This is a genomic window from Streptomyces sp. a15 (genome assembly GCF_059026085.1).
Genome location: NZ_JBWLKM010000003.1, coordinates 33240 through 45605, shown reverse-complemented (window position 1 = coordinate 45605; position 12366 = coordinate 33240). Strand labels below are relative to the sequence as shown.

Genomic DNA, 12366 nt, shown 5'->3' with positions numbered 1-12366 from the left:
CGTATGAGACAAGCACGGACACCGGTTCGACGAGTTTGCGACGAGGAGCAGTCACAGTGCAGCGCTGGCGTGGCTTGGAGGACATCCCCGAGGACTGGGGGCGCAGCGTCGTCACCATCGGTTCCTACGACGGGGTCCACCGCGGGCACCAGCTGATCATCCGGCATGCCGTGGAACGCGCCGGTGAGCTGGGCGTCCCGGCCGTCGTCGTCACCTTCGATCCGCACCCCAGCGAGGTCGTCCGCCCCGGCAGCCACCCGCCGCTGCTCTCCCCGCACCACCGCCGCGCCGAACTGATGGCCGAGCTGGGCGTGGACGCGGTCCTGATCCTCCCGTTCACTACGGAGTTCTCGAAGCTGTCTCCGGCCGACTTCGTCGTCAAGGTCCTCGTCGACAAGCTGCACGCCAGGGCCGTCGTCGAGGGCCCCAACTTCCGCTTCGGCCACAAGGCCGCGGGGAACGTGGAGTTCCTCGCCGAGCAGGGCAAGGTCTACGACTTCGAGGTCGAGGTCGTAGACCTGTACGTGTCCGGCACGGCGGGCGGCGGCGAGCCGTTCTCCTCGACCCTGACCCGGCGCCTGGTCGCCGGCGGGGACGTCGAAGGCGCCGCCGAGATCCTGGGCCGCCCGCACCGCGTGGAGGGCGTGGTCGTCCGCGGCGCCCAGCGCGGCCGCGAGATGGGCTTCCCGACGGCGAACGTCGAGACCCTCCCCCACACCGCCATCCCGGCCGACGGCGTCTACGCCGGCTGGCTGCACGTGAACGGCGAGGCGATGCCCGCCGCGATCTCCGTCGGCACGAACCCGCAGTTCGACGGCACCGAGCGCACGGTGGAGGCGTACGCCATCGACCGCGTGGACCTCGACCTGTACGGCCTGCACGTCGCCGTCGACTTCCTGGCCTTCGTCCGCGGCCAGGCGAAGTTCGACACGCTGGACGCGCTGCTGGAGCAGATTGCTCGGGACGTGAAGCGGTGCCGGGAGCTGGTGGGGGCGGCGGAGGCCGCCGAGTAGGTCTTGCCAGGGCTTGCCCTGCTGTGTGACGCCGAAGGGCGGCCGGTGCCTCTCAGGCACCGGCCGCCCTTTCGTGTGGCCTACTGCTACTGCTGTGGGGGCGGCGGTTGCGGGGGCGGGGTCTGTCCACCCGGCTGGCCTTGCTGTCCCGGTTGGCCTTGCTGTCCCGGCTGGGGATAGCCGTAGCCCTGCTGGGGATAGGGCTGCCCGTGCTGGGGGTACGGCTGACCGGGCGCGGCGGGCGGTTGTCCCGGCTGGCCCGGCTGTCCCGGCTGGGCGTAGGGCTGGCCCTGCGGGTACGGCTGACCCGGCTGCTGGCCGGGGTGGGGCTGCTGCTGCGGATACGGGCCCGGTTGCCCAGGCTGACCCGGCTGACCCGGCTGTCCCGGTTGGGCGTACGGCTGGGCGGCGGCCTGGCCCGGCATCGGTGGGGCCGCCACCGGGGGCGGGTTGCCGTTGGCGGTCCATAGGCCGTGCAGCTGCTGGTGCCGTACGAAGTCCTCGGCGACCATCGCCGCGAGGTTGAAGTACGCCTCCCGCACCTTCGGCCGCATCATGTCGAGGTCGACCTCGGCGCCAGCCGAGAGGTGTTCGTCGAAGGGGACGACGACGACTCCGCGGCAGCGCGTCTCGAAGTGGCTGACGATGTCCTCGACCTTGATCATCTTGCCGGTCTCACGGACCCCGGAGATGACCGTGAGGGACCGCGAGACGAGGTCGGCGTAGCCGTGCGCGGACAGCCAGTCCAGGGTCGTGCTGGCGCTGCTCGCACCGTCCACGGACGGCGTGGAGATGATGATGAGCTGGTCGGCGAGGTCGAGCACACCACGCATGGCGCTGTAGAGCAGACCGGTGCCGGAGTCGGTGAGGATGATCGGGTACTGGTTGCCGAGCACGTCGATCGCGCGCCGGTAGTCCTCGTCGTTGAACGTGGTCGACACGGCCGGGTCGACGTCATTGGCGATGATCTCCAGGCCGGACGCGGCCTGGGAGGTGAACCGCCGGATGTCCATGTACGAGTTGAGGTACGGGATCGCCTGGACGAGGTCGCGGATCGTGGCCCCGGTCTCGCGGCGGACCCGGCGGCCGAGCGTGCCGGCGTCCGGGTTGGCGTCGATCGCGAGGATCTTGTCCTGCCGCTCGGTGGCGAGCGTGGAGCCGAGCGCGGTGGTCGTGGTGGTCTTGCCGACGCCGCCCTTGAGGCTGATGACGGCGATCCGGTAGCAGGACAGCACCGGCGTGCGGATCAGCTCCAACTTCCGCTGCCGCTCGGCCTCTTCCTTCTTCCCGCCGAGCTTGAACTTGGAGCCGGCCGCCGGGCGGCTGCTCTTCGCCTTCTGCTTCTTGCTGTTGAGCAGGCGGTCGGAGGACAGTTCCACGGCCGCGGTGTAACCGAGGGGCGCGGCACCGGGGTTGGCCTGCTGCCGCTGGTCGTGCTGAACGGCCTGGGGCCAGGCGGCACCGGTGCGCGGGTCTACGGCCGGGTGGGGTTGCTGGGGTTGCTGGGGCTGTGGGGGCTGCTGACCGGGCTGGCCCTGCTGGCCCTGCTGGGGGTACGGCTGGGCCTGAGGGCCGGCTTGCGGGGGTCGGCCGTCGGGCTGCTGCGGGGCGCCCGGGTGGGCTTGCGCGGGGTTGGCCGGGTGGCCGGGGTGGCCCTGCTGGGCGGGCGGCTGGGGGAAGCCGTAACCGCCGGGCTGGGCGTTCGGGGCCGGGGTCTGTGCCTGCGCCTCTGCCGGGGCGCCGGGGGTGCCGGGCTGCGGGAAGCCGTACCCGCCCTGGGCGTTGGGCGCGGGGGGCTGGGGGAAGCCGTAACCACCCTGCGCGTTGGGCGCCGGCGCCGGCGGCTGGGGGAAGTATCCGCCCTGGGCGGCGGCAGGCGGCTGTTGGGGGGCCGGGGCGCCGGGGTGCGGGAAGCCGTAGCCGGGCTGCGACGGGGCCTGCTGGGTTTCCGGGTTCGGCGGCGTCGGCCCGGCCTGCGGGTTCCAGGCGGTCGGCGCGGGCTGCGGCGCCTGCGGCTGGAAGGGCGGCTGCTGTGGGTGTGCGGGCTGTGCGGGCGCGGCGGGGTCCGGCTGCGGCTGCGCGGGCCACTGCGGCGCGGCCGTGGGGGCGGCGGGCTGGTACGACGGCGGCAGCGGCGGCACGCCGCTCTGCGGGGCCGGCGGGGGAGTCCAAGCGGAGGGGGCGCCCTGGGGGGCGGCGTCGGGTTGCGGTGCGTCGGCACCGGCGTTCGGCGAGGAGGTGTCCTCTGCAGCCTCGGCCTCGGCCTCGGTCTCCGTCTCGCCGTTCGTGGGAGTGGCGTCGTCGGACACGGGGGCGGGAGCCTCAGTGACCTCTGCGGAGTCCTCGGCGTCGCCGGCCCGGTCGTCCGTCTCGGCACCGGCCGAATCGGCGGCCGTACGGTCGGTATCGCCCTCACCGTCGCCCTCACCGTCGTCGTCGCTGTCGCCGGACTGTGCCGAAGCGCCGGTCGAAGCCTGCTCGGCGGAACCGTCGCCCGCGGGCTGGCCCTCGTTCTCCTCGGCCGGCTGCTGCGGGGTTCCCGATCCGGACCCGCCTGCTGCCTGCGCTTCGGCAGCGGCGGCCAGTTCCGCGATCTCCTGCTTCAGGGAGGCGGCGGAGAACCGCATGGTGGCGCCGCTCTCCAGATCGCCGTTCCCGGCCTCCTCCTCGCCGAAAGCCGGGAAGGGGGAGGGAGAGGGGTCCGCCGGGGCAGGAGCGACAGGCGGTGCCGGGGAGACCGGCGGGGCGGAGGCGACCGGCGGTGCCGGCGGAGCAGGCGGTGCGACGGGCGCCTCGGGCGGGGCCGGAGCCCACTGCGCATGGCCCCCCTGCGCATGGCCCCCCTGCGCCTGCCCTTGAGCCGGTCCCTCCGGCTGCCCCTGCGGCTGCTGCAGCTCGAAGCCGCCGCTCGCGGGAGGCGACGGCGGGGCCATCGGTTCAGCCGCCGGCGTGGCCGGAGGCGGCGGCGAGAACGAGCTGTCCGGCGGCGAGAACGCGTTGTCCGGCGGCGGCGGAACGGCCGCGGGCGTAGGTGTACCAGAGGCCCCGCCGGCCGCCGCGCCCTGTCCAGACGCCGTGTCGCCCGAGTTCTGCGTGTACCAGGCGGGCGGCGCGTAGTCGATGGTGAACTCGCCCGTCATCTCGATGGCGGACTCGGCGTCGGGCTGGTCATCGTCGGGTGTGGCCCAGCCCCCGCGGATCCCGTCCCGATCGCTGCTCACAATTCCTCCTGGTGTGGTCGAGCACCCTCATGCCGTGCCGGGGCGACCATTACTTGTCGGCCTTGGTCGTTCGAGGTCGTCCGATCCACCGGCTCCCCCTGGGGCGCCGACGCCCGGTCAACGGGGTTCTGGCGTCGCGCCCGGTACCAGCCTAATCACCATGCGCCCCACCTCGGCAGGCCCATCCATCCCTCCGGGCCTGCCTCCGGCATCACAACCGTCCCTGAAGTGCCGCGCACAACGCCAATTCCGGCGAACAAACCGCCCGAAAGCGGATACGACGGTGCGCGGCAAAGCGGAACATTTGCCCTCGAATGGTCAATTCGCGTCAGGTGACGACTGATTCAGTCCATCCTTCGAGGCATACCCAACAATCCGATCTCGGCGTCGGTGGGCTGCGTCAACACGTACTGCCGGTCGCGATCCGTGCACCAGAGCGTGAGCCCGTCGGAGAGACCGGGCAGCGCGTCCATCTCCGCCCGGGGCAACGCCATCGTACGGCCCAGTTCCGTGGCCTCGTCCGGCGAGATGCGCTGCACGCCGACGAGCCGGGCCTGTCTGAGCAGCCGCGGGGCCACCGGGCTGAGATACGGCAGCAGCGTCAGCACCGCCTGCCAGGGCCCGGACACGACCCGACCGCGCGGCGGGCGCATGCCGCAGTCCCGCACCACCAGCACCGGCGTACCGGCCGAGGTGCCCTGCGGGGGCACCCGCCCGACGTCGTACACCGCCAGACCGTTCTGCCCGCCGCCCATCGCGTGCACCATCTGCATCCAGGCCTGCGGCCGCCCCGTCTCCACGGCGACCCGCGCGCCCGTCGCCGCCGCCCGGAGCGCGATGACCTGCGCGGTCCACAGACCACCGATGAGGACGACGTCGTACGGCGTCGGCCGGTTGAGCCCCAGCACCGCGGGCCGGCCGTCCGCGTCCACGCCGATGACCACGCCGTCGTCGCCTATGGGCAGCGTGAGCGCGTCCAGCTGTTCCACGGGCAGGGAGTGCCGCGGATGGCGCGGGCCGATCAATCCGAAGCCGCTGCGCAGCAGATCGCGTGCCCGCTGCGGGGCGGTGGGCCGGGGTTCCCCGCGACCGGTGGCCGTCTGTCCCGCGCGCGTGGTCATCGCCGTCACCGGACACCTCCGAGGGGCATTGTGGCGAGCATGCCGGGGACCTGTTCCCGGTCGAGGCGGGCGAGCCCGGTGCCGGTGTGCCGGGCCGCGCCCTGCACCGCCCGTCTGGCGGCGACGAGTTCGTCGTCACTGCGCCCGGTCACCCGCAGGTGCCCGCACACGGAGACCTCCTGCCGCTCCCCGCGCGTGAGCGTGAGACTGAAGGTGGTGGCGAGTGCCGGAACTGCTGTGACCAGGGCGACCAACTGCGGCAGCGAGGGCGCTCTTTCACCGCCGAGCGACGGCCACCGGCGGATCCAGTACGTGGTGTGCCTGCGGTTGTCGCAGCGCCAGCTCCGGCTGGACTCCTCGGTCCGCCGCTCCCGCGTGTCCGTCCGTCCGGCCTCCGCGGTCACCAGCGGGTTGGCACAGGCCGAGGTGGCGATGGCGGAGGTCAGCTCCTCCTCGTCGAGGAGGGTGGCGCGGAATCCCGCCCCGGTCAGCCGGCTCGCGAGGTGATCGGCCGCGCGTACGACACACTTCTGCGCGCCGACGAGACCGCCACCGCGCGCCTCCACCGCCTCCGGGCACAGCTCCGGGTCGAGCTTCAACGCGATCCACGTGATCCGCACGGCCGGCGCACCCGTCTGCTCCTGCAGCGGCGCGTAGTTGGCGACGGCCACCGACTGCTGGGGCAGATGGAGCGCGGGCGCGGGCTGGGTGTGCAGGACGACCTGAGCCGACTCCAGCCTGATGTCGTCGACGTCCAGGGCGTCGTACACCAGCGAGATCGGCAGCGGCTGCCGGTTCCGCTCCGCGCGCAGGGCGGTGGCGTCGGCCTCCACCTGGAGGACGGCGGTGACGAAGGTGCCGTCGCCGATGACGCCGACGGAGCGGCGGTCACGGCCGGCGTACGTGCTCGTGCGCAGGGTCGGGTCGCACTCCACGGCCGGCGCGAGCCCCGGCTCCGTGCCCTCCGGTATCGGCGTACTCGCGGCCCGGCGCTGCCGCGCGCGCAACGCTCTTGCCATGGCCAGCCATTCGGGCAGGGAGCGGCCGCGGCGACGCAGGAAGGCGAGCAGCACGAGGCAGACGGCGACGACGGCCGCGGCCACCAGGGCGACGGTGCCGATCACCCACCCGACGAGCAGGACGGCGAGCGCGATCTCCAGCAGGACGACGCGTTGCAACCGGAATGCCCCGGCCTGACCCGAACGCACCCTGAGGTGGAGTGTGCCCGGCGAGGCCGGCCGCTGCACCGGCGTCTGCCGGGGTGTTGCCGGTGTCTGTCCGGGCGCCGACGAGCCCCGTGACCGCGATCGGCCGCGGGACCGGGCGCGTGTTCCGGAAGCCATCACTCCATCCCCCCGTTCTGCTCACAACTCACTGGTATTTCAGCACTGCACAAGGCATTTGAAGGCCCGAGCACCCTACCCGCTCCACAAGTACCCGCGGATACCAGGCATAGTAGGGGGCCGCTCTGACATCGGAGGCGGGGGACCACGTCACCCCGGCGAGCGCGGACCATGTGAACACGGGGAGAGACAGGCACAGATGGCATCCAGGCGCGATCAGCTCAATGCCTACACCTTCGCGAAGCGCCGCATGCTGGCGGCCTTCCTGCAGTCGTCGCCCGACGGTTCGGAGGAGGGGGCGCCCCGCCCGCTGCGGTCGATACTTCCCGGCATCATCGTGGGCGTGATCGTCATCGCGGTCTTTGGGGCGTGGGGGATGTTCAAACCCACCGCACCCAAGGGCTGGAACACCCCCAACGCCAAGGTGATCATCGCCAGCGACTCGACCACGCGTTATGTCGTGCTGAAGACCGGCACCCAGGTCCAGCTGCATCCGGTCCTCAACATGGCGTCCGCCAAGCTGCTCCTCAACGAGGGCAAGGGCGAGGTCGTGACCGTCGCCGAGTCCGTCCTCGACAACGGCAAGATCCCGCACGGCGTGACCATCGGCATCCCGTACGCACCGGACCGCCTGCCCTCGGCGTCCGAGGCGGGCAGCGACAAGCGCTGGGTGGTCTGCGAACGCCCCAGCGCGGGCGGTGAGTCCATCCAGAAGGCGGCCCTGGTCCTCGCCTCCCGTGACATGAAGGCGACCGAGGGCAAGGGAGAGAAGCTCGCGGGCGGTCAACTCCTCTACGTCGCGGACCCGAACGGCAACCGTTACGTCGTCGACGCGGGCGGACGGGCGTACCCCATCGACAAGACCGACGAACTGCTGCTGCGTGCCGTCGTCGGTTCCGGCCGGGAGCCCCAGAAGGTGTCCAAGGAGTGGCTCGCCACTCTGCACACCGGTGACGCGATCTCCTTCCCGGAGATTCCCGACCAGCCGGGTACCGCGGCCGGTGCCCCCGGTCAGCTGGACGAGACGACCAACAGGGTCGGCATGGTGCTGAAGGCGTCCGACCTCAACAGCGACCAGTACTACGTGGTGCTGCCCGGCCGGGTCGCCCCCATCTCCGCCTTCGTCGCCCAACTCCTGCTGTTCAGCGAGGACCTGGCCACCCTCGGCCAGGCCGGTGACGCCAAGGAGATGAGCCCCGGTGCGATCGTCCCGGGCAAGGCGTTCGGCACCGAGGAGGTCTGGCCCACCGAGGACCCCCAGCCCGTCAACGACGCCTCCGGCGTGGCAGGCAGTCGCAGCACCGTCTGCAACGTCCTGCGCGGCGTGAACGGCGACTCCGGCGCCACCACCCTGAGCACCTGGGCGGGCACCGACTTCCCGGCCAAGCTCCCCACCGGCTCCTCCAGCGCCTACGTCACGCCCGGCTCCGGTCAGCTCTACCGCCAGTTCCAGGGCAAGGAGACCAAGGCCGGCCCCGTCTTCCTCGTCACCGACACGGGCCTGCGCTACGTACTCCAGTCCAACGCCGACAGCGGCACGGACGACGCCGGCATCGGCACGACGGCCAAGGAGCGCGAGCAGGCCCAGCAGGAGGCCGAGCAGGCCCAGACCCGGCTCGGCTACAAGGACGTGGACCCCGCGCCGGTCCCCGCAGCCTGGTCGGAGTTCCTGCCCACGGGCCCACGCCTGTCGACGACGGCGGCACGCCAGCCGCAGGGCTCCTGAGGGGTGCGGACATGCGACACCTGCCCTCCGTCCGCCGCTTGACGACCGCGGCGGCCGCGACCCTGCTCACGACTGCCCCCGTCCTCTTCGCGCCCCCCGCGGCGGCGGCCGACCTCCCGTACTCGGACCAGTGCGCCTTCCCCAACGGCAAGTACCCGGGCCGCCCTTGGTCCCTGCAGCGCGTCCTCCTGGACGAACTGTGGAGCCAGTCCAGGGGCAAGGGAGTACGGGTAGCGGTGATCGACACCGGCGTGGACGTCACGAACCCTCAGCTCACCGACGCGGTGGACGTGAAGAGCGGCCGTAACCTCCTGCCGAAGAACCTCAAGGACGACGACGGCAACCCGCTCGAGCGAGGCAAGGAGAACGGCACCACGGACACCGTCGGCCACGGCACCAAGGTCGCCGGCATCATCGCGGCCCGCCCCGTCGAGGGCACCGGCTTCGTGGGCCTGGCCCCCGAGGCGACGATCATCCCCATCCAGCAGAACGACGCAGAGGGCCACGGCACCACCGAGACCCTGGCCGACGCGATCCGTTACGCCATCACGGCCGGGGCAGGCGTCATCAACATCTCCCAGGACACGTCCAACGCGGTGAAGCCGTCCTCCGACCTGGAGTTGGCGATCAACGAGGCCCTGTCCCAGAAGATCGTCGTGGTGGCCTCGGCCGGTAACGACGGCCTCGGCGGCAACGTCAAGGAGACCTACCCCGCGTCCTACAAGGGCGTCCTCGCGGTCGCCTCCTCGGACCGCAACAACGAACGCGCCTCCTTCTCCCAGTCCGGCGAGTTCGTCGGCGTGGCCGCCCCCGGCGTCGACATGATCTCCACCGTCCCCAAGGGCGGCCACTGTTCCGACAGCGGTACGAGCTTCTCCGCGCCGTACGTCGCGGGTGTCGCGGCCCTGATCAAGGCCAAGCACCCGACGTGGACGGCCCAGCAGATCGTCGCCCAGATCGAACAGACCGCGGAACGCACCATCGCGGGCCACGACCGCCTGGTCGGCTGGGGTGTTGTGGACCCCGTACGCGCCCTCACGGAGGACAACGAACCGCTGGAGTCCCCCAACCCCCAAGAGGGCCTCAGCAAACCGGAAGCCCCCACACCGGCCAAGTTCCAGATCGGCGAAACGGCTGCGGAACGGAACGCCCGCCTCGCCACGTACGTCTCTGTGGGCGCGGTGGTACTCGTGGCCGGACTCGGCGGTACGGCTGTGGCGATCCGGGATGCGCGGAGGCGGGGGCGACGGGTTGTGGGGGCGGAGTAGGCGGCAGTAGGCGACAGGGGCATCTCCGCGTCCGTGGAGTGCAGTTGGGGTGCGCCGGTTCCGACATCCGTACGATTGCCGGAACAGCAGTCGGAACAACAAGTGACTCGTGATGCCGAAGCGACGGGGGCAGAGGTACGGGTATGGGTGTGAACGGAGCAGGTTCGGCGCAGGGGGGCGGCAAGAACCTCCGGGTCTCGTCCCACGACTTGACCAAGCTCGCCGGCGACCTGGACGACATGCAGGACCACTTGGACAAGCAGGTCAAACGCATGGACGCGGTCGTCGACCGCATCGAGGCGGGATGGCGCGGGCCGGCGGCCTTCGTGTACCGCGACTTCCACCGAGCGGCCGCTGAGGACGCCGTACGCATCCGTGAGGTGATGAGGCTGCTGGAGGAGGCGGTGCGGCTGAGCCGCGACGGCTTCTCCCGGGACGACCTCGACGTGCTGGCGCAGATGCGGCAGATCCAGGTGGACGTCGGGAGCGAGGTGGACAGACTGTCGACGCCGAACACCGAGGCACCGGCGTCGGCGCCGCGCAGCAGCCTCGACGACTTGTAGCCCTTTCAGAACCGCAGTTGCCGATACGAACACAGGGGGATCATGTCGACAGGCTCCGCACCCGACGAGGACATATGCGTTTCCTTCGACACCCTCACCGAGCTGGCCGCCGACCTGGAGGACATCCTCAAGCAGCTCAATGGCAGGCTGGATGACCTCTACGACCGGGTCGTGCCCGTCGTGCTGTCGTGGCAGGGCGAGACCCGCGACGTCTTCGTCGACAAACTCGACGAGTGGGACCGCTCCGCCCAGGACCTGCAAGCGGCCCAGAAGTGGCTGCACGAGTACGTGACCACGGGCCACACGAACTACGCGGCCGCGCACCTCGCGGTGCTGCGAGGCTGGGGCGGTGCCTGATGGCCGAGCGGCGGCCCACGGACGAGGAACGCGCACAGGAGCGGTCGGACACCCGAACCCGTTCGCCCAAGACGAGCGGCGGCGGATTCGACGTACAGCCGCAGCACGTGCATTACACCGCGCTCGTGGTGCGTGACGGGCAGTTCGACTACGACAAGGGCGCCAGGGCTCTCGCCGACGTGCTCAACGAGTACAGCCAGTCGGCGGGAACCGGCTGGGGCGCGGATGCCTTCGCGGCGGCGTACAAGTCGGTGAACGAGAAGTTCCTGGAGCTCTGGGCGAAGAGCGTGGTCAGCGTGGGTGGTGTCGCCGTCGGCCTGACGGACACGGCCAACAAGTACACCCAGGCCGACTGGCAGGCCCGCAGGATGTACGGCCCGCCGCCCGTCGAGAAACCGCCGCCTGCCGTCATCGAGAACACGCCCAAGTACGGCCCGGTCAACGACATCAAGTGGTCTGGCACCGGCGAGGACGCGGACTCCTGGGACATCTCCGGAATCCTGGGCGAGGTGCCCGACTTCCTCGCCGACGTCATCCGGCCCGCGATCGAGCACGGCCTCAACCTCGGCAAAATGCACGAGATCACCCCGGGAGCCAGGGACGAGGAGCTCAAGGGCATGGCCACGGCCTGGCGCGCGGCCGAGAAGGACGCGAAGGCGGCGTCGGACAACTTCAACGGCGCCATCAAGTTCATCACCAACAACAAGGGCAACGACGAGTGGCAGGGCGCGATGAAGGCGTTCTGCCAGACCATCTGGGGCACCACCGAATGGGGCAGGACCTACGACGCGCAGGGCAACCGGGCCTCCATGGGCCGCAGTTGGAAGACCAACCGCAGCGTCGTGCCCGCGAAGCAGCGGCCCATCATCGAGATCCTCCGCCAGACCGCGACCACCGTGCAGGAGACCCTCGACCATCTGGCCGAGGTGCGCATCAAGACCGCGGAGACGACCACCCGGCTCGGCCAGGAGGCCGCGAAGGCGACGGTCAAGGACCTGACCACGGGCCTTGACCTCTTCGAGTTGACCCGGCTCGCGGCGACCATGGCGTTCGGCGAGATCGTGCTGACGTTCCGCTCACACATGGACAAGGCGGCCGCCGACGCGGCCGTCGAGAAGTACCACCAGGCCTTCAGCGACGCCGCCACCAAGTTGAAGACGCTGGAGATCGAGCTGGACGAGGCACTGCTCAGTGTGCCCACGTTCCGCGCGGAGGCGGCGCGCGCCGAGGCGTACGGTGCGCGCTCCCTGAACGACTTCAAGAAGGAACACATCTGGCAGCGTACGGAGAGCCAGATCCCCTACAAATACTCCATCGATCTGGCCACCGAGGAGGAACTGTACGGTGGGCACAGCATTGACAGGCATGTCGGGCTGACGGATGCGCAGCTGACTCAGCGGTTGCGGGACGAGGCGACCGGGGCGGGCAAGGTCGATATTCCCGCGGCTTCCTCCTTCACCGATCTGGATTCGGCGCAGTATTACACTCAGCACAATGTCCGGACCAATACGGCAGAAATCGACAAGTGGATTCAAGGTCCGCCGCCTCCGGTGCCAGGTGAAAAGCAGGAATTCTCCGTGGGTGCGGTGCCCTCGGGACCTCTGGGGACTCCGGCGGTGACGGGGCGTACGGCGCCGGTGGTGAACGATCGGGCGACGCCACCACAGGACGCTCACGGTGTTCTGACCGTGCTCAAGTACGAACCGAACCTGGACCCGCCGTTCGTGGTCCTGACGTCCATGCCCCAATGATGA

General features: G+C 70.8%; 9 protein-coding genes. 6 read left to right on the top strand and 3 right to left on the bottom strand.

Going from position 1 to position 12366, the window contains the following annotated elements:
- Window positions 1-56 precede the first annotated feature (56 nt).
- On the top strand, window positions 57-1013 hold the full coding sequence (locus AC5P09_RS04830) for a bifunctional riboflavin kinase/FAD synthetase (RefSeq protein WP_493872606.1): 957 nt from the start codon (window positions 57-59) through the stop codon (window positions 1011-1013).
- Window positions 1014-1099: 86 nt separating this feature from the next.
- Here AC5P09_RS04830 and AC5P09_RS04825 read toward each other — a convergent pair whose 3' ends face one another.
- The 3 genes from AC5P09_RS04825 to eccE form a co-directional block, all read right to left on the bottom strand.
- Complete coding sequence (locus tag AC5P09_RS04825) at window positions 1100-4234, bottom strand: SCO5717 family growth-regulating ATPase (RefSeq protein ID WP_493872605.1); 3135 nt, start codon at window positions 4232-4234, stop codon at window positions 1100-1102.
- Window positions 4235-4578: 344 nt separating this feature from the next.
- On the bottom strand, window positions 4579-5355 hold the full coding sequence (locus AC5P09_RS04820; RefSeq protein ID WP_493872604.1) for a hypothetical protein: 777 nt from the start codon (window positions 5353-5355) through the stop codon (window positions 4579-4581).
- 5 nt (window positions 5356-5360) lie between these two features.
- Entirely contained in the window at window positions 5361-6698 is a 1338-nt protein-coding gene (gene eccE, locus AC5P09_RS04815) for a type VII secretion protein EccE (protein WP_493872603.1), read from the bottom strand.
- A gap of 199 nt (window positions 6699-6897) precedes the next feature.
- Here eccE and eccB point away from each other — a divergent pair, with 199 nt between their 5' ends.
- The 5 genes from eccB to AC5P09_RS04790 all read left to right on the top strand — a co-directional run bounded on the left by eccB (window position 6898) and on the right by AC5P09_RS04790 (window position 12363).
- Entirely contained in the window at window positions 6898-8424 is a 1527-nt protein-coding gene (gene eccB / locus AC5P09_RS04810) for a type VII secretion protein EccB (protein WP_493872602.1), read from the top strand.
- Window positions 8425-8435: 11 nt separating this feature from the next.
- Complete coding sequence (mycP, locus tag AC5P09_RS04805; protein ID WP_493872601.1) at window positions 8436-9692, top strand: type VII secretion-associated serine protease mycosin; 1257 nt, start codon at window positions 8436-8438, stop codon at window positions 9690-9692.
- A 143-nt stretch (window positions 9693-9835) separates the two neighbouring features.
- Window positions 9836-10255 carry a WXG100 family type VII secretion target gene (locus AC5P09_RS04800; RefSeq protein ID WP_493872600.1) on the top strand — a complete coding sequence of 140 codons (420 nt, stop codon included), beginning with the start codon at window positions 9836-9838 and terminating at the stop codon, window positions 10253-10255.
- A 42-nt stretch (window positions 10256-10297) separates the two neighbouring features.
- A complete protein-coding gene (locus AC5P09_RS04795; RefSeq protein ID WP_493872599.1) occupies window positions 10298-10612 on the top strand; it encodes a WXG100 family type VII secretion target in 315 nt (104 codons plus the stop codon).
- Window positions 10612-12363, top strand: a complete 1752-nt coding sequence (locus AC5P09_RS04790; RefSeq protein ID WP_493872598.1) for an RNase A-like domain-containing protein — start codon at window positions 10612-10614, stop codon at window positions 12361-12363. Before AC5P09_RS04795 ends, AC5P09_RS04790 begins: the two co-directional genes overlap by 1 nt.
- Window positions 12364-12366: the final 3 nt, after the last annotated feature.

What these genes read in the sequence shown, in the direction of transcription:
- AC5P09_RS04820 (WP_493872604.1), bottom strand. Translation starts at nt 5,355, where the DNA reads ATGACCACGCGCGCGGGACAGACGGCCACCGGTCGCGGGGAACCCCGG.
- eccE (WP_493872603.1), bottom strand. Translation starts at nt 6,698, where the DNA reads ATGGCTTCCGGAACACGCGCCCGGTCCCGCGGCCGATCGCGGTCACGG.
- eccB (WP_493872602.1), top strand. Translation starts at nt 6,898, where the DNA reads ATGGCATCCAGGCGCGATCAGCTCAATGCCTACACCTTCGCGAAGCGC.
- mycP (WP_493872601.1), top strand. Translation starts at nt 8,436, where the DNA reads ATGCGACACCTGCCCTCCGTCCGCCGCTTGACGACCGCGGCGGCCGCG.
- AC5P09_RS04800 (WP_493872600.1), top strand. Translation starts at nt 9,836, where the DNA reads ATGGGTGTGAACGGAGCAGGTTCGGCGCAGGGGGGCGGCAAGAACCTC.
- AC5P09_RS04795 (WP_493872599.1), top strand. Translation starts at nt 10,298, where the DNA reads ATGTCGACAGGCTCCGCACCCGACGAGGACATATGCGTTTCCTTCGAC.
- AC5P09_RS04790 (WP_493872598.1), top strand. Translation starts at nt 10,612, where the DNA reads ATGGCCGAGCGGCGGCCCACGGACGAGGAACGCGCACAGGAGCGGTCG.